This window comes from Pseudomonas sp. Root569 (assembly GCF_001427465.1).
Classification (GTDB): domain Bacteria; phylum Pseudomonadota; class Gammaproteobacteria; order Pseudomonadales; family Pseudomonadaceae; genus Aquipseudomonas; species Aquipseudomonas synxantha.
Window position 1 is genome coordinate 107,034 of the sequence record NZ_LMGQ01000002.1, and the last position, 16,678, is coordinate 123,711.

The following is a 16,678-nucleotide window of genomic DNA, read 5'->3' on the forward strand; positions in this document are numbered from 1 at the left end:
TTTGAAGGTATTCACAGAGCAAATGTGGGAGGGGGCTTGCTCCCGATGACGACCGAACTGACAACAGTAATGTTGAGGTGAACATGAACAACTGGATCAGCGCCCTCGCCACCCTGCAAGACCAGGGCGAACCCTGCGTCCTGGTGACCATCATCGAAGAGCTCGGCTCCACGCCGCGCAATGCCGGCTCCAAGATGGTAATCAGCGCCGCCCATACGTTCGACACCATCGGCGGTGGGCACCTGGAATACAAGGCGATGCAGATCGCCCGCGACATGCTCGCCCGCGGCCAGCAGAACACCCATCTGGAGCGCTTCAGCCTCGGTGCCAGCCTCGGACAGTGCTGCGGTGGCGTGACCGTGCTGCTGTTCGAACCCATGGGCCAGGTGCAGGCGCAGATCGCGGTGTTTGGCGCCGGCCATGTGGGGCGTGCGCTGGTGCCGTTGCTGGCGAGCCTGCCGTGCCGGGTGCGCTGGATCGACTCCCGCGATCAGGAATTCCCAGAGAATGTCCCCCAAGGCGTGCGTAAAATCGTCAGCGAAGAGCCGGTCGATGAAATTGCAGACCTGCCAGCGGGTAGTTATTGCATCGTCATGACCCACAATCACACGCTGGACCTGGAACTGACCGCCGCCCTGCTCAAGCGCAATGACTTCGCCTACTTCGGCCTGATCGGTTCGAAGACCAAGCGCGTGAAATTCGAACACCGCCTGCGTGACCGCGGCTTCGACACCGCGCAGTTGCAACGCATGCGCTGCCCCATGGGCCTCACCGAGGTAAAGGGCAAGTTGCCCGTGGAGATCGCCATTTCCATCGCCGGCGAAATCATCGCCACCTATAACGCCAATTTCGGCCAGCACACTGCCGGCGCCGAACCCATTGCCAAATTGCTGCCGGCTTCGCGCCGCAGCCAAGCTATCTAAATTGAGATAACCATGCCTTTGACTCGCAAAGCCTACCGTGCCGCCATCCTGCACAGCATCGACGACCCTGCCGTCGTTGGCATCGAAGCCTCCTACGAGTATTTCGAAGATGGCCTGCTGGTGATCGATAACGGTCAGATCAGCGCGCTCGGTCACGCCAGCGATCTGCTGCCGAGCCTGCCTGCCGATATCGACATCACCCACTACCAGGACGCGCTGATCACCCCCGGCTTGATCGACACCCATATCCACCTGCCGCAGACCGGCATGGTCGGCGCCTATGGCGAACAGTTGCTGGACTGGCTCAACACCTACACCTTCCCGTGTGAAAGCCAGTTCGCCGATAAGGCCCACGCCGAGGAAGTCGCGGATATCTTCATCAAGGAACTGCTGCGCAACGGCACCACCACCGCGCTGGTGTTCGGCAGCGTGCACCCGCAATCGGTGAATGCATTCTTTGAAGCGGCCGAGAAGCTCGACCTGCGCATGATCGCCGGCAAGGTGATGATGGACCGCAATGCGCCGGACTATCTGACTGACACGCCCGAATCCGGCTATCAGGAAAGCAAGGCGCTGATCGAGCGCTGGCACGGCAAAGGCCGCCTGCATTACGCGGTGACGCCACGCTTTGCCCCCACCAGCACACCAGAGCAATTGACGCTGGCCGGGAAACTGCTGGGGGAATACCCGGACCTGTACATGCAGACCCACATCAGTGAGAACAAGCAGGAAGTCGAGTGGGTGAAGGAACTGTTCCCGGAGCGTAGCGGCTACCTGGATGTGTACGACCATTACAAACTGCTGGGCGAGCGCTCGGTATTTGCCCATGGCGTGCACCTGTGTGATGACGAGTGCGCACGCTTGGCAAAGGCCGGCTCGGCAGTCGCATTCTGCCCGACGTCGAATCTCTTTCTCGGCAGTGGTTTGTTCAACCTGCCGATGGCGGAGAAACACAAACTGAACGTGGGCCTGGGCACCGACGTGGGTGGCGGTACCAGCTTCTCGCTCCTGCAAACATTGAATGAAGCCTACAAGGTCATGCAGTTGCAGGGGGCACGGTTGAGCCCGTTCAAATCGCTGTACCTGGCGACCCTGGGCGGTGCGCGGGCGTTGCGTCTGGAAGACAGGATCGGCACGTTGCAGCCTGGCACGGATGCGGACTTTTTGGTGCTGGACTACAACGCCACGCCGCTGCTGAGCTATCGCTTGAAACAGGCCAATAACATTGCCGAGACGCTGTTTGTATTGATGACGCTGGGGGATGATCGGGCGGTGTTGCAGACCTATGCGGCTGGGCAGTTGGTGCATCAACGCTGAACCCAGCCACAACACAATACCAATGTGGGAGGGGGCTTGCTCCCGATAGCGGTGTGTCAGTCAGCCTATCTGCTACTGACACTCTGCTATCGGGAGCAAGCCCCCTCCCACATTTTTATCCCCCAGTGAATCAGGGAGATTACAGTTTTACCGAGGAGCGCCCTGGCTTCCTGGTCTGTAAAAGGTGCGAGAACACCGCATGCAAATCATCCGACGCGCTTTCCTCATCGAGGTTGAGCTTGCTGTCGATATGGTCCATGTGATGCATCATCAAGTTCACCGCCAGCACCGCATCGCGGGCTTCGATCGCGTCGATCAACTGGGTGTGTTCATCATACGAACAGTGCGAGCGGTTGCCGCTTTCGTACTGGGCGATGATCAATGAGGTCTGGGACACCAGGCTGCGCTGAAAGCTGATCAGCGGCGCGTTTTTTGCTGCCTCAGCCAGTTTCAGGTGGAATTCGCCCGAAAGGCGGATACCCGCACCGCGATCGCCACGGGAAAAGCTGTCGCGCTCGTCGTTGACCATCTGGCGCAACTCGGCCAACTGCTCGGCGGTGGCGTGCTGCACCGCCAATTCAGTGATCGCCCGCTCCACCAGGCGCCGGGCCATGAACACCTGGCGCGCTTCTTCCACGCTTGGGCTGGCAACCACCGCGCCGCGATTGGGCCTCAGCAGCACCACACCCTCATGGGCCAGGCGCGACAGCGCACGGCGGATGATGGTGCGGCTCACGCCGAAGATTTCGCCCAGTGCCTCTTCACTCAATTTGGTTCCGGGCGCCAGGCGTTGTTCGAGGATCGCCTCGAAGATATGCGCGTAGACAATATCGTCCTGGGTTCCGCTGCGACCGGTCTTGCCGGCTCGCGGTTGTTTCTTGAGAGGTTGCAACTGTTCGTTCATGGGCACTCGGGTTTGGAGAACGGCGGCGAAATAACGGTAATACGGCAACGACGCTACGCTGGCAAGTATCACCTAAAAACAGGGCACATTGTACACAACCCGATGCGCCAACACACTGTACGGCTGTTTGCGGCCCCGGCTGTATTGCAATGACTCGTTACGTTTGAGTTTAGGCTTGATTCCACGATTTCCCATAAACGATATCGCACTGTAGGAGCGAGCTTGCTCGCGAAAACCCCGATAGCGCAGCAATCCTCCAGAAACCGCGCGTCATCGTTGGCGTTTTTCGCGAGCAAGCTCGCTCCTAAACTGTGCGTAGTCAGGTAAAAGGAATACCCCTCCATGACCGATGCCACCCAAGCGCCCTTGCGCCCGCTGGCCGACACTTCTGCATCGGCCGTCGTCGCCGGCTTTATCGCCATGATGACCGGCTACACCAGCTCCCTGGTGCTGATGTTCCAGGCTGGCCAGGCCGCCGGCTTGACCACGGCGCAGATTTCCTCGTGGATCTGGGCGATTTCCATCGGCATGGCGGTGTGCAGCATTGGCCTGTCGTTGCGCTATCGCACGCCTATCACCATCGCTTGGTCCACACCGGGCGCCGCGCTGTTGATCACAAGCTTAGGCGGCGTGAGTTATGGCGAGGCCATTGGCGCCTACATCACCTGCGCGGTGCTGGTAACGATTTGCGGATTGACCGGCAGCTTTGAAAAGCTGGTCAAGCGGATCCCGGCGTCGCTGGCGGCGGCGCTGCTGGCGGGGATCCTGTTCAAGATCGGCAGCGAGATTTTTGTCGCCGCGCAGCATCGTACCGGACTGGTGCTGGGGATGTTTTTCACCTATCTGGTCATCAAGCGTCTGTCCCCGCGTTATGCCGTGCTCGCCGCGCTGCTGATTGGCACCGCGCTGTCTGGGCTGATGGGGCTGTTGGATTTCAGCGGCTTCCACCTGGAAGTGGCGACGCCGGTGTGGACCACGCCGCACTTCTCACTGGCGGCGACCATCAGCATCGGCATCCCGCTGTTCGTGGTGGCCATGACCTCGCAGAACATGCCCGGCGTTGCCGTGCTGCGGGCCGACGGCTACAACGTCCCAGCGTCGCCGCTGATCACCACCACTGGCCTGGCCTCGCTGGTGCTGGCTCCGTTCGGCTCCCACGGCATCAACCTGGCGGCCATCAGCGCGGCAATCTGCACCGGGCCCCATGCCCATGAAGACCGCAACAAGCGCTACACCGCAGCGGTGTGGTGCGGGGTGTTCTACGGGATTGCCGGAGTATTCGGCGCAACGCTGGCGGCACTGTTCGCGGCGCTGCCCAAGGAGTTGGTATTGTCGATTGCAGCCCTGGCGCTGTTTGGCTCGATCATCAATGGCCTGAGCATCGCCATGAATGAGCCGAAAGAGCGGGAAGCGGCGCTGATCACCTTTATGGTCACGGCGTCAGGCTTGACGTTGTTTTCCATCGGTTCGGCGTTCTGGGGGATTGTGGCGGGGGTGTTGACGTTGCTGATTCTGAATTGGCGCAAGGCATAAAAAAACGGCGACCCTCAGGTCGCCGTTTTATTTAGTATCACTTGGCCGCGTTGATCGGCTTTTCCGGATACCACACGTCCAACAGCGGGCTGACTTCAGCCTTGGTCAGCTCGGAACGGGTTTTCAGCCAGGCTTCAACAGCAGCGCGCTGCTCTTCGGAAACCGAGCCACGCTTCTGCAGGCAAACCAGACCGTAGTCGTCGCCGCCGACATAGCCCAGACCGTTGGCTTCCATGGCTTCTTTGATGAATGCTTCGAGGAAAGCGTCGATAGCTTCTTCACTCAGGCCTTCGTTGAAGTCCAGGTTCAGTTCGAAACCCAGCTCTTGAAATTCATCAACGCACAGTTTTTTGCGCAGACGCTGGGAACGGTTAGTCGCCATTGGAACAATCCTCATAAGTAATAACGGGCGGCACTTTAGCAGTTTAAGGCGGCAATTGCCCGACTCTCTGGGACGGGCGGGCAAAAGCCGACAAAAAAACCACAATTAGCAGCTATCGTTGAGCTACAAGTGGTTCCAGCTTGGGGCATAATGCCGACACTTTCGTGACCATTGAGGGATTTTCTTTCATACCCCTCACCTTTTCACCCTCCTCAGCAGTAGGGTTTTACCTCTTATGATCAAATCTTTACGTTCAGTGTTATTCGCCGGTTTCCTCTTGCCACTGGCCTTCTGTGCCACTGCTGCTCCTATTAATACCACCCTGCCGCCCAGCGTTGCCCAGGCCCTGCAGAAAGCCAAGCTGCAAAACACCGCGCTGTCCCTGGTAATGCTGCCGCTGAACGGCCCCGGCACCCCCACTGTGTTCAATGCCGATGTTTCAGTGAACCCGGCCTCCACTATGAAGCTGGTCACCACCTACGCGGCTCTGGAAATGCTCGGCCCCAACCACCAGTGGAAGACCGAGTTCTACACCGACGGTACCCTCAGCGGCGGCGTGTTGCGCGGCAACCTGTACCTCAAGGGCGGTGGCGACCCCAAGCTGAACATGGAAAAACTCTGGTTGCTGATGCGCGACCTGCGCGCCAATGGCGTGCAGCAAGTCACTGGCGACCTGGTACTGGACCGCAACTTCTTCAACCAGCCGCAATTGCCTGAGTTCAATGACGACGGCAACGACGAAAACAAGCCGTTCCTGGTCAAGCCCGACGCCTTGCTGGTCAACCTCAAGGCCCTGCGCTTCGTGACCCGCAATGATTCTGGAAGGGTGATAGTGTCAGTCGAGCCGCCGATTGCCAGCATTCGCATCGACAACCAAGTGAAGGTCACCAACGCCAAGCAGTGCACCGGTGACGTGCGCTACAGCCCCGTGACTGCCGCCGACGGCAGTGTGACCGTGACTGTCAGCGGCCAACTGGCGGATGGCTGCAGCTCGCAGACCTACCTGTCACTGCTTGACCACGCCACCTACACCGCCGGTGCCGTGCGTGCAATCTGGAAGGAATTGGGCGGCACCATCCAGGGCCGTGATATCCAGGCACCGGTGCCCAAAGATGCCAAGGTACTGGCCCGTGCGTTCTCGCCGGACCTGGCGGAAATCATCCGCGACATCAACAAGTACAGTAACAACACCATGGCCCAGCAGTTGTTCCTGAGCCTGGGCGCGCAGTTTCGCAACGATGCCGATGGGGACGATGCCAAGGCCGCGCAACGCGTCGTGCGCCAGTGGCTGGCGAAGAAAGGCATTACCGCGCCGCACCTGGTGATGGAGAACGGCTCCGGCCTGTCCCGCGCCGAACGGGTCAGCGCCCGCGAGATGGCGGCCATGCTGCAAGCGGCCTGGAGAAGCCCCTATGCGGCGGAGTACATCAGCTCGATGCCAATCGCCGGCACCGATGGCACCATGCGTAAACGTTTGAAGACCACCGCCATGCGCGGCGAAGCCCATGTGAAGACCGGCACATTGAATACCGTGCGTGCCATCGCCGGGTTCAGCCGCGACAACAACGGCAACACCTGGGCGGTGGTGGCGATCCTCAATGACAACAAACCATGGGGTGCATCGTCGGTGCTGGACCAGGTGTTGCTGGACCTGTATCGCCAGCCGAAGGCGGTGGCGGCCGCGCCGGTTCTCTAAACCCTGTAGGAGCGAGCTTGCTCGCGAAAATCGTCAACGTTAACGCGTGTTTCCTGAGTAAACGCGGCGTCTACGGCTTTTTCGCGAGCAAGCTCGCTCCTACAGGCATTAGGGCTTGCCCACTCCCACACGCCTCGACCCGGTCCCTGCCCGCCTGCTTGGCCACATACACCGCCGAATCCGCACGCAGCAGCAACCCATCTATATCCTCATCGGCCCGCCAACTGGCCACGCCAAAGCTGGCGGTGACGATACCCACCGGTTCCATCGACGTATTGCGCAACGACTGCCACAACTGCGTCGCCAGGCTGTAAGCCTGGGCGCCATCGGTGCCGGGGCACAGCACCGCGAACTCTTCGCCGCCTACCCGGCAGAAGACATCGGTACGCCGCAAACGCTGGCCAATGCGCTTGCACAACTCCTGCAATACGCGGTCACCCATGGCGTGGCCGTGCTGGTCGTTGATCCGCTTGAAGTGATCGATATCGAGCATGATCAACGACAGAGTACCGGCGCTGCGGTTAAGGCGGAGCATCTCGACCTTGAGGCGATCCTGGAAATAACGGCGATTATAAATGCCCGTCAATGAATCGGTGATGGACAGCGCACGCAGTTCTTCCTCGACCCGCTTGAGATCGGAGATATCCGATACATAACCGTGCCAGAGCGTACCGCCTCCCGGTAATTCCTCCGGCGTCGCCTCGCCGCGAATCCAGCGCAGGCCTCGCTGCGGCAATTGCACGCGGTACTCTTCGCGCCAGTGGCTCAATTGCAGGGCCGACAAACGAATCGACGCCCGCACCCGCTCGGCGTCCAACGGGTGAATGCGCTCGAACACCGTGCGCGCATCCTGTTGCAACACGCCGAGTTCAATTTCATAGATATCGCGCATGCCTTGGCTGGCGTAGATGAAACGCCAGTTGTCCTGGGGTTCCAGGGTGAACTGGAAGATTCCGCCAGGCACGTGACTGCTGAGCTTCTTCAGCAAGCGGTCCCGCGCGGCAAGGGCTTCGTAGGCGCCCTTCTGCGCGGTGATGTCCAGGTAAATCGCCAAATGCCCGACCCATAGGCCGTAGTCGTCCAGCAGTACCGTTACCAGCATGTTGACGGTCAGCTGGCTGCCGTCCTTGCGTACCAACGTCCACTCCCGGGCTTCATGTTGGCTGTCAGGGCTCTCCACCAGCATCGCCTGGCTCGGCGGGATGCGCTTGCCCAACGCCGCGCTCAACGGCACAGCGCGTGCTTCAAGTTCCGAGGCCAGGTGCAGGCTTTCCAATTTCAGGCGGCCCAGCACCTCTTCGCTCTTGAACCCCAGCATGCGTTCGGCGCCAGCGTTGAAGGTGTTGATCACACCACGCAAGTCGGTAGCGATGATCGCCACTTGGGTCGCCGCGTTCAGCACACTGCGCAGCTGACCATGAGCCCCACGTAACTCCTGCTCTCGCAAGCGCAACTGCACGGTACGCTGCTCCACCAGTTTCAACGCGCGCTGGCGCTGGCTGACCAACACGTAGAGCAAGGCACTGAGCAAGGCACTGAGCAGCACGCCCATGGCCAGGACGGTGTTCATGGACGAGTGATTCGCCATGTCGAACACCTGGCTCGCACGCACGCTCAGGGCGTAGACATGGTCACCGAGGGCAAGACGGCGCGTAGACGACAGGTCACTGTTGCCCAGTGCATTGCTCGACGCATATAACTCCCGCTGCTGGCTGTCGGAAGTATCGACGATCTGCATCACCAGGTTGTCGCGGTTCGGTTTGGGTAAACCGTCGGTCACCAGCTGGCGCATGCTGATCACCGCCATGACAAAACCGTAGGGCTCGGTATCGCCAGCTTTGCTGACCGGCGCTACCAGCAATACTCCGGCTGCATAGGCAGGCTCGACGCCCACCAATTGCATGGGTTGTGACACCGCAGGCTTGCCGCTTTGTTGTGCACGTTCCAGGGCTGAGCGGCGCAAAGGCTGGGCCAGCAGGTCAAAACCCAAGGGGGCGCCCAGCAGGCTTTGCGTCTGGCTGTAGAGTACCGGGACGTATTCATCGCGCTCGGTGGCCGGCGCCAACTCGCCCAAGGCATTCAGTTCACGGATCGCAAAAGGTACGCCGCGCTGGCGTGAGATTTGTTGTTCAAACTGGCTGCGCTGCTCGCGAAATACCCGCGGCGCCCAGGAATAGGCACGGGCATGCAGCAGCAGCGGCTGGGCAAAACCGTCGAACTCGCTACGGGACACATCAGCGGAATTGGCGAAGAAACGCTGCAAGCTACCCAGGCGTTGTTCCTGATCTTCGAAACGTTCCTGGATACGAGTGAAGCGTTCATTGACCAACAATTGGAAACGCTGGTGCACCTGCTGCTGATACAGGTCGGCCGCCGCCCACGCGACAACCACCGTCAATGCGCTACCGACCGACAGTACGACCAACGCCACCAGCCAAGCCGACGCCTGCTCACTGATAAAACCAAGGATTTTCGGGCGACCGGCTTGCATCGGCATGGGCAACACTCGCAACGCCAGCGTGCGGGGGCGTCACTATGGCTAGGCTTTCAGTTATAGCCATTGGCCCAGGGTTTGACCAGCGTAAAAACTGCGGGCGCTTGATGTTGGAGAGGGTTTGCTCCCGATAGAGGTGTATCAGTCAATACATCGGGTGACTGACACTTTGCTATCGGGAGCAAGCCCCCTCCCACACTGGATACTCAACGCATTCAGAACTTCTGATGTTTAATCAGCGTGCGGTGATTTTCCAGGCCCGGTGGATCTTCGCATTGCGCGCAAAATCCGGATCGATGGTCTTGTCGCTGATCTCCTCGACCGCATAGCGTTCACTGAGGTTGGCTTCCAGCTGGAACTTGCGGAAGTTGTTGGAGAAGTACAACACTCCACCCGGTGCCAGGCGGGCCATGGCCAGGTCGAGCAACTGCACGTGGTCGCGCTGCACATCGAAGATGCCTTCCATGCGCTTGGAGTTGGAGAAGGTCGGCGGGTCGATGAAAATCATATCGAACTCATCGCGGCTGGCCTCCAGCCATGCCATGACGTCACCCTGCTCCAGCCGGTTTTTGTCGGAGAAACCGTTGAGCGAGAAGTTGCGACGCGCCCAGTCCAGGTAGGTCTTGGACAGGTCGACGCTGGTGGTGCTGCGCGCACCGCCCTTGGCGGCGTGCACACTGGCGGTGGCGGTGTAGCAGTACAGGTTGAGGAAGCGCTTGCCCGCCGCTTCCTTCTGGATACGCATGCGCATCGGGCGGTGATCGAGGAACAGGCCGGTATCCAGGTAGTCGGTGAGGTTGACCAGCAACTTCACGCCGCCTTCACTGACTTCGGTGAACTTGCCCTGGGCGCTCTGGCGTTCGTATTGCTTGGTACCGCTCTGGCGCTCACGACGCTTGACCACCACGCGGCTCTTGTCGACGTTGAGTGCCTGGGGAATCGCTGCCAGGGCATCGAACATGCGGGCCGAGGCTTTTTCCGGGTCGATGGATTTCGGCGCGGCGTACTCCTGCACGTGCACCCAATCGTGGTACAGGTCGATAGCCATGGAGTATTCAGGCATGTCAGCGTCATACACACGGTAGCAATCCACGCCTTCACGCTTGGCCCATTTGCCCAACAGCTTGAGGTTCTTTTGCAGGCGGTTGGCAAACATCTGCCCGCCTTCACTCAAGCGCGCCTGCTCTACCACGGGCGCCGGGGCCGGCTTGATCGGGTTGCCGTTCTTGTTGTAATGGCGCTCTACCGGCTCGGTCGGGGCCTGGTCGTAAGCCGCTTGCTCACGCTCGGCCTGGCGCTGTTCCGGGGTACGGCGTTCGCCGGTGACGAACTGATCCGGGTTGACCTTGATCAGCAGCAATTTGCACGGCAATGCGCCGTTCCAGAAGGAATACTGCTTGTGACTGCGGATGCCCATGCGCTTGCCCAGGTCCGGCGCGCCGGTGAACACAGCCGCTTCCCAGCCCATGCAGGCCTGGCGCAGGCGCTCGCCGAGGTTCTGGTAGAGGTACAACAGGCTGGCTTCGTCACCCAGGCGCTCGCCGTAGGGCGGGTTGCAGATCACCAGGCCTTTCTGGTTCTGGTCCGGGCGCGGCTCGAAGGTGCCGACTTCGCCCTGGTACACCTTGATCCAATGGCTCAGGCCAGCGCGCTCGATGTTGTTGCGTGCCGGCTGGATCAGGCGTGGGTCAGCTTCGTAGCCTCGTACCCACAACGGCGGTTTGTTCATGCCGATGGCCGCGCGTTCGGTGGCCTCGCTGTGCAGCTTCTTCCACAGCGCCGGGACGTGGCCCAGCCAGGTGGTGAAGCCCCACAGTTCGCGGTTGAGGTTGGGGGCCATGTCGGCGGCGATCATCGCGCCTTCGACCAGGAAGGTGCCTACGCCGCACATCGGGTCAGTCAGCGCGCCGCCTTCGGCGGCGATGCGTGGCCAGCCGGCGCGGATCAAAATCGCTGCCGCCAGGTTCTCCTTCAACGGTGCCGCGCCCTGCTGCAGGCGGTAGCCGCGCTGGTGCAGGCTGTGGCCGGACAGGTCCAGGGACAGGATCGCTTCGCCACGGTCCAGGCGCAGGTGAATGCGCAGGTCAGGGTTGATTTTGTCGATGGACGGACGTTCGCCGGTCGGGGTGCGCAGCTTGTCGACGATCGCATCCTTGACCTTCAGCGCGCCGAAGTGGGTGTTGTCGATGCCCGAGCCATGACCGCTGAACTCCACCGCCAGGCTGCCATCGGGCACCATGTGGTCGGCCCATTCGATATCCAGCACACCATGGTAGAGGTCTTCGGCGTCCTTCATCGGGAAGCGCTTGAGCACCAGCAGCACACGGTTGGCCAGGCGCGACCACAGGCACAGGCGGTACGCGGTTTCCATGTCGGCCATGCCGCGCACAGCCGAGGTGTGCTCGCGGGCTTCCTCAAGGCCAAGCCCGACGGCTTCCTCGATCAGCAGGCCTTCAAGGCCCTTGGGGCAAGTGAGGAAGAGTTCAAAACGGTCCGACATGGGGCATTCCAGGCTTTTCAGCAATAAATGAACGGGCGACGCATCGCCGGCTCGGTTTTCAATCAAGCACTTTTCTTGAAGAGTGCTCGCGTGGCACGAATGTGCCGTTCCACCCCGTCTGACGGGCCCTCGGGCCTTTATTGACGGGGCAGAGAGAACTTTTTAGCGATTACATCCGCAACAAAACGAAATATTCTGACCCTTCGTCGAATAATAACCGACTGCAACAGGCGGAAATTCTCACTAAAGGATTAAACCCTTTCTCTTTGCAGGGCACATCATAGCTGGCTTTGCCCAATAAAAGGGACGAAAAGCCATCCCAGCTTATGGCTATAGCATCGTTATCGTTACGTGCTTATGACAAAACGATCATTGAATCCATGTGACCTATTGGTTAGAACTCAACACAGGTTGGCGCCGTAACGACGCCGACACATCGGCTCGCCACGCCGGCAGCGAGCCCACCAACGGCAGAAAAACTCTGCCCGGCCTTGGACAAGGCCGAAGGATATCTAGACAGTCAACAAGTGAGGGAAACACCCTATGAGAAGACTTAAGCGTGATCCGTTGGAAAGAGCATTTTTACGCGGATATCAATATGGTGTTCATGGAAAATCCCGTGAGCTTTGCCCATTTACTCTACCGTCGGTACGCCAAGCCTGGATCAATGGCTGGCGAGAAGGACGCGGCGACAACTGGGACGGTATGACTGGCACTGCGGGCATACACAGACTCAACGAACTTCACGCCGTCGGCTAATCAGGGCACTTAAATTCCGACACACACCTCTGAATATGTAACGACTTAACCACGCGCGCCCCATCCGGGCGGCGGGCTTCGGCCCAGGGGCTCCTTTATGGAGCCCTTTTTATTACCTGCCGATTAGCGTTTACATCAGCGCAAGGCAGCGATGGCATCCACCGACTGGCGTATCAGCGCCGGTCCCTTGTAGATAAACCCTGAATACAACTGCACCAGGCTCGCGCCAGCCGCGATCTTTTCGGCAGCGTGCTTGCCTTCGGTGATACCGCCCACCGCGATGATCGGCAACCGCCCAGCCAACTCGGCCGCCAGCACCTTGACGATATGGGTGCTCTTGTCCCGCAACGGCGCGCCCGACAGGCCGCCCGCCTCGTCACCATGGGCCAGGCCTTCGACGCCCACGCGGCTGAGGGTCGTGTTGGTTGCAATCACTGCGTCCATCCCCGACTCCACCAGGGCCTGGGCCACCAGCACGGTTTCTTCATCGCTCATGTCCGGCGCGATCTTGATCGCCAATGGCACGCGCTTGCCATGGCGCACGGCCAGATCTTCCTGGCGTTGGCGCAAGGCTTCGAGCAGTTGCTTGAGGGAGTCACCAAACTGCAGGCTGCGCAGGCCCGGCGTATTGGGCGAGCTGACGTTGACGGTGACATAGCTGGCGTGCGCATAGACCTTGTCCAGGCAGATCAGGTAGTCATCCACCGCGCGCTCAACCGGCGTATCGAAGTTCTTGCCGATGTTGATACCAAGGATGCCTGTGTACTTCGCCGCCTGGACCCGCGCCAGCAGATGGTCGACGCCCAGATTGTTGAAACCCATGCGATTGATGATCGCCTCGGCTTCCGGCAAGCGGAAAATGCGTGGTTTGGGATTGCCCGGTTGTGGCCGCGGGGTCACGGTGCCGATTTCGACAAAGCCGAACCCCAGCTGCGCGAACCCATCGATGGCCGCGCCGTTCTTGTCCAGGCCGGCTGCCAGGCCGACCGGGTTAGGGAAATCCAGCCCCATCACCGACACCGGCATTTTCGCCGGGGCCTTGCATACCAGGCCATTGAGTCCCAGGCGGCCACCGGCACCGATCAGGTCCAGGGACAGATCGTGGGAGGTTTCCGGGGAGAGTTTGAACAACAGCTGGCGGGCCAAGGTATACATGGGCGGGCTAGACTCGGATGGCGGCAAAAGGTGGCGCCGATTATAGCCGGGGTGGCGGGCCGCATGCGAGGCGCGCCGCGCTGATCTCATTGACGCTGCGAAACCAGCGCTTCATAACGCACCCAGATCCTTTCCGCGTACCGCAGGCGTAGTGCCTCACGCTGCGGGCCTGGCCCCGGCCCGACGTTGTAGGCACCCACCGCCGTCCAGTTATATCCGAAACGCTGGATAAACTCAGCCAGGATCGAGGCACCGACCTCCACTGACAGGCAAGGCTCGTTCAGCAGACGCTCTTCGGTAATGCCCTGCTTGAGCAAACGCGGCAGGTGGATGCTGTTGATCTGCATCAGGCCGATATCACGCGTGCCGTTGCGGTTGGTGTAGTTCATTGCCTGGGAGCGGTAACCCGACTCTACTGCAGCGATGGCCTGCAACAACTCAGGTTCCAGATCGTATCGCCGGGCCATTTCGTCCCAGCAATAGGCCAGTGCCTGGTTGCTGCCCATCAGCAAGCCGAGCAGCAGGCTCCTGCTCCCCCCCTTAAGCATTGCTGGCCTGACCGCAGAATGAGCACACGTGCACAACGTGCCTTGATGGGTCGCTAACCACCCGCACCGGGCAGGTAAAGCGATACCCCTTGCCGTAGATCGTCTTGATAAATCCTTTGTCAGCACCCAGGTGCTTGCGCAGGGAGTAAATGCATCGCGTCAGTGACTCATCGGCCACCTCGCCCCGGGACCAGGCCAGTTCCAACAAACGGTCCTTGGTCATCAACGTGCCACCGGAGGCCAGCAGCAGACGCAGAACCTGCCCCTCCTTGGGTGGCAACTGAATATCCGCGTGCCCGCCCGTCAACCGGCCATCGCCATGCAAAGTCCAGCGAGCAAAGACCAGGGAAGTCGCAGGTTCAGCAGTCACGACGACCATACACACCTCTGCATTCGACTACTGCCATTCAAAATCCTTATTTCCTGTGCCAGCTCGCGCCAATGTCACAACTATAGAAATCGGCACTTCGGCCCGCGCTAGGACAAAACCCATTCAGCCGACTTTTTTTTACACCCTCCGGTAGGACAATTCGCTACCCGCTCTTATTGAGAGATCCACTCCTGATAGGTCTCCTGCAACTCCACCCCCAGCCGGTCCTCCAGTTGCACCAGCTCACCCAATGCCATCAGTTGCCCATTGACCCGCACCTCCACACATCGGGTTACCCCTGGATCCAAGGGCAGCACCTTCCCCGGTGCGAACGCAGCCAGACGCTTGCGGCTGATCAGTTGTTCCTGCAACAGTATTTCCAGGTGCATGGACAAAGGCCTTTTTCAGGGGGAAAACTCAGGATCTGTTTGCAGGAACGCACGTTGCACAGGCTCAAGTTGCGCGGTGGTCAACTGCGCCAGCACGGTCGTGGGCGGCAATGGGGCACGGCTGAAGGTGTGCAAGCCCTCAGCCCGTGCCAGGTACGCCTCGCACCAGGCAGCTCGACTGCTCAGCAACAACACGCCACAGATCAGCCCGAGGTACAGCCAGCGGTATTTGATCGTTACAGATGAATCAGCGTACACCGTAGATATTCCCGGGCTGTATGGCTTGAAGAAGCGGCCATACTGCGAGGCGCACGAGGTTCAATCATGATGGAAAGCTGACGGCAGAACCCACCCTCCAGCCCATGGCATGTGCCTTGCTATGCACTCTGTAACAGGCCCGCGCCAAAGACTCGGCGAGCCTACGTACATAGGCGTGGTTACCCTGCAATGGCCTGCACCGCCACCCCAGGGAATCACGGCTCTCCTGGAAAAAGGCAGGTGTTGATGAACGATCCACTGGCTTGGGTAAACGGCAGTGACGCCCCGGAAAAAAGCAGCCTCGACCTGGGCTTCATGGCATTGACCGATTGCGCCTCGCTGGTAGTTGCCGCCACCCAGGGCTTTGCCCAACCCTATGGCCTCACGCTGAATCTCAAGCGCCAGTCGTCCTGGGCCAACCTGCGTGACAAGCTGGTCAGCGGCGAACTGGACGCCGCCCACAGTCTCTACGGGCTGATCTATGCCGTGCATCTGGGCATCGGCGGTGTCGCACCCTGCCCCATGGCGGTGCTGATGGGGCTGAACCAGAACGGCCAGAGCATCAACCTGTCCCGCGGCCTGCAAACCCAGGGTGTGGTCACTCCTGAGGCACTGGAACGCCATGTGCACCAAAGCCGGACGAAACTGACCTTCGCCCAGACATTTCCCACCGGCACCCACGCCATGTGGTTGTATTACTGGCTGGCCAGCCAAGGCATTCATCCGTTGCGGGATGTGAACAGCGTAGTGGTGCCGCCACCGCAGATGGTTGCGCACCTGCAAGCCGGACGCATCGAGGGGTTTTGTGTCGGCGAACCCTGGAGCGCCAGCGCAGTGAAGGAAAATCAAGGCTTTACCCTGGCGACCAGCCAGGCGATCTGGCCCGATCATCCGGAAAAAGTCCTGGGCTGCACCCAGGCCTTCGTCGACGAGTATCCCAATACCGCCCGCGTGCTGGTGATGGCGATCCTCGAGGCCAGCCGGTTTATCGAACAGGGCAGCGAAAACCGCCGCTCCACTGCGCAACTGCTCAGTGCCCCTGAGTATCTGGACGCCCCACTGGACTGTATCGAGCCGCGCCTGCTGGGCAACTATGACGATGGCCTGGGCAACCAGTGGCAAGATCCCCACGCATTGCGTTTTTTCGCCGGTGGCGAAGTGAACCTGCCCTACCTCAGCGACGGTATGTGGTTCATGACCCAGTTCCGACGCTGGGGCTTGTTGCGTGAAGACCCTGACTACCTGGGCGTCGCCCGGCAGGTGCAGCAACTGGCGCTGTATCGCCAGGCGGCCGAGACGCTGGGCATTGCCGCCAGCGACTCAGAGATGCGCAGCAGCCAGTTGATCGACGGCAAGACCTGGGACGGCTCCGACCCTGCCGGCTACGCCCGCAGCTTCCGCCTGCATGCCCTGGCCGATGACGCCAGCCGCCAAGCGCTGCGCTGAAAGG

The 16,678-nt window shown here is 60.3% G+C and carries 15 protein-coding genes; 6 read left to right on the forward strand and 9 right to left on the reverse strand.

The window, feature by feature from the left end; genetic code table 11:
• Positions 1 to 83: 83 nt before the first annotated feature.
• Both xdhC and guaD read left to right on the forward strand, forming a co-directional pair.
• The gene (gene xdhC / locus ASD70_RS03285) at positions 84 to 923 is read left to right on the forward strand and encodes a xanthine dehydrogenase accessory protein XdhC (RefSeq protein ID WP_056845645.1); all 840 of its coding nucleotides are present in this window, start codon (positions 84 to 86) and stop codon (positions 921 to 923) included.
• Positions 924 to 935: 12 nt separating this feature from the next.
• Positions 936 to 2,240: a guanine deaminase gene (gene guaD / locus ASD70_RS03290; protein WP_046071677.1), complete on the forward strand. Its 1,305-nt coding sequence runs from the start codon at positions 936 to 938 to the stop codon at positions 2,238 to 2,240.
• A gap of 139 nt (positions 2,241 to 2,379) precedes the next feature.
• Here guaD and ASD70_RS03295 read toward each other — a convergent pair whose 3' ends face one another.
• Positions 2,380 to 3,144, reverse strand: coding sequence for a GntR family transcriptional regulator (locus ASD70_RS03295; RefSeq protein ID WP_056845646.1), 765 nt, complete (start codon positions 3,142 to 3,144; stop codon positions 2,380 to 2,382).
• A 342-nt stretch (positions 3,145 to 3,486) separates the two neighbouring features.
• Here ASD70_RS03295 and ASD70_RS03300 point away from each other — a divergent pair, with 342 nt between their 5' ends.
• On the forward strand, positions 3,487 to 4,677 hold the full coding sequence (locus ASD70_RS03300) for a benzoate/H(+) symporter BenE family transporter (RefSeq protein ID WP_043047064.1): 1,191 nt from the start codon (positions 3,487 to 3,489) through the stop codon (positions 4,675 to 4,677).
• 37 nt (positions 4,678 to 4,714) lie between these two features.
• Here ASD70_RS03300 and ASD70_RS03305 read toward each other — a convergent pair whose 3' ends face one another.
• Positions 4,715 to 5,059 carry a YggL family protein gene (locus ASD70_RS03305; protein ID WP_003193255.1) on the reverse strand — a complete coding sequence of 115 codons (345 nt, stop codon included), beginning with the start codon at positions 5,057 to 5,059 and terminating at the stop codon, positions 4,715 to 4,717.
• A 235-nt stretch (positions 5,060 to 5,294) separates the two neighbouring features.
• On the opposite strand from ASD70_RS03305, the gene dacB reads away from it, so the two are divergent.
• Positions 5,295 to 6,755 (forward strand): D-alanyl-D-alanine carboxypeptidase/D-alanyl-D-alanine endopeptidase, encoded by a 1,461-nt coding sequence (gene dacB / locus ASD70_RS03310; protein WP_046071674.1) that lies wholly within the window; start codon positions 5,295 to 5,297, stop codon positions 6,753 to 6,755.
• 70 nt (positions 6,756 to 6,825) lie between these two features.
• Here dacB and ASD70_RS03315 read toward each other — a convergent pair whose 3' ends face one another.
• Together ASD70_RS03315 and rlmKL are read right to left on the reverse strand one after the other, a co-directional pair.
• Positions 6,826 to 9,252, reverse strand: coding sequence for a sensor domain-containing diguanylate cyclase (locus ASD70_RS03315; protein WP_056845686.1), 2,427 nt, complete (start codon positions 9,250 to 9,252; stop codon positions 6,826 to 6,828).
• 232 nt (positions 9,253 to 9,484) lie between these two features.
• Positions 9,485 to 11,749, reverse strand: a complete 2,265-nt coding sequence (gene rlmKL / locus ASD70_RS03320; RefSeq protein WP_056845647.1) for a bifunctional 23S rRNA (guanine(2069)-N(7))-methyltransferase RlmK/23S rRNA (guanine(2445)-N(2))-methyltransferase RlmL — start codon at positions 11,747 to 11,749, stop codon at positions 9,485 to 9,487.
• Between the two features lie 543 nt (positions 11,750 to 12,292).
• Here rlmKL and rmf point away from each other — a divergent pair.
• On the forward strand, positions 12,293 to 12,508 hold the full coding sequence (gene rmf / locus ASD70_RS28060) for a ribosome modulation factor (protein WP_002553055.1): 216 nt from the start codon (positions 12,293 to 12,295) through the stop codon (positions 12,506 to 12,508).
• A 135-nt stretch (positions 12,509 to 12,643) separates the two neighbouring features.
• On the opposite strand, the gene ASD70_RS03325 is transcribed toward rmf, so the two are convergent.
• The 5 genes from ASD70_RS03325 to ASD70_RS03345 form a co-directional block, all read right to left on the reverse strand.
• Positions 12,644 to 13,663: a quinone-dependent dihydroorotate dehydrogenase gene (locus tag ASD70_RS03325; protein WP_056845648.1), complete on the reverse strand. Its 1,020-nt coding sequence runs from the start codon at positions 13,661 to 13,663 to the stop codon at positions 12,644 to 12,646.
• 86 nt (positions 13,664 to 13,749) lie between these two features.
• A complete protein-coding gene (locus ASD70_RS03330; protein WP_046071672.1) occupies positions 13,750 to 14,211 on the reverse strand; it encodes a transglycosylase SLT domain-containing protein in 462 nt (153 codons plus the stop codon).
• Positions 14,204 to 14,590 (reverse strand): winged helix-turn-helix domain-containing protein, encoded by a 387-nt coding sequence (locus ASD70_RS03335; protein WP_046071671.1) that lies wholly within the window; start codon positions 14,588 to 14,590, stop codon positions 14,204 to 14,206. The genes ASD70_RS03330 and ASD70_RS03335 overlap by 8 nt, the downstream gene beginning before the upstream one ends.
• A gap of 164 nt (positions 14,591 to 14,754) precedes the next feature.
• A complete protein-coding gene (locus tag ASD70_RS03340) occupies positions 14,755 to 14,970 on the reverse strand; it encodes a FliM/FliN family flagellar motor switch protein (RefSeq protein ID WP_043047071.1) in 216 nt (71 codons plus the stop codon).
• A gap of 15 nt (positions 14,971 to 14,985) precedes the next feature.
• Entirely contained in the window at positions 14,986 to 15,228 is a 243-nt protein-coding gene (locus ASD70_RS03345; RefSeq protein WP_056845649.1) for a hypothetical protein, read from the reverse strand.
• Positions 15,229 to 15,474: 246 nt separating this feature from the next.
• On the opposite strand from ASD70_RS03345, the gene ASD70_RS03350 reads away from it, so the two are divergent.
• Positions 15,475 to 16,674, forward strand: a complete 1,200-nt coding sequence (locus ASD70_RS03350) for a CmpA/NrtA family ABC transporter substrate-binding protein (RefSeq protein WP_046071669.1) — start codon at positions 15,475 to 15,477, stop codon at positions 16,672 to 16,674.
• The last annotated feature ends 4 nt before the right edge of the window (positions 16,675 to 16,678 follow it).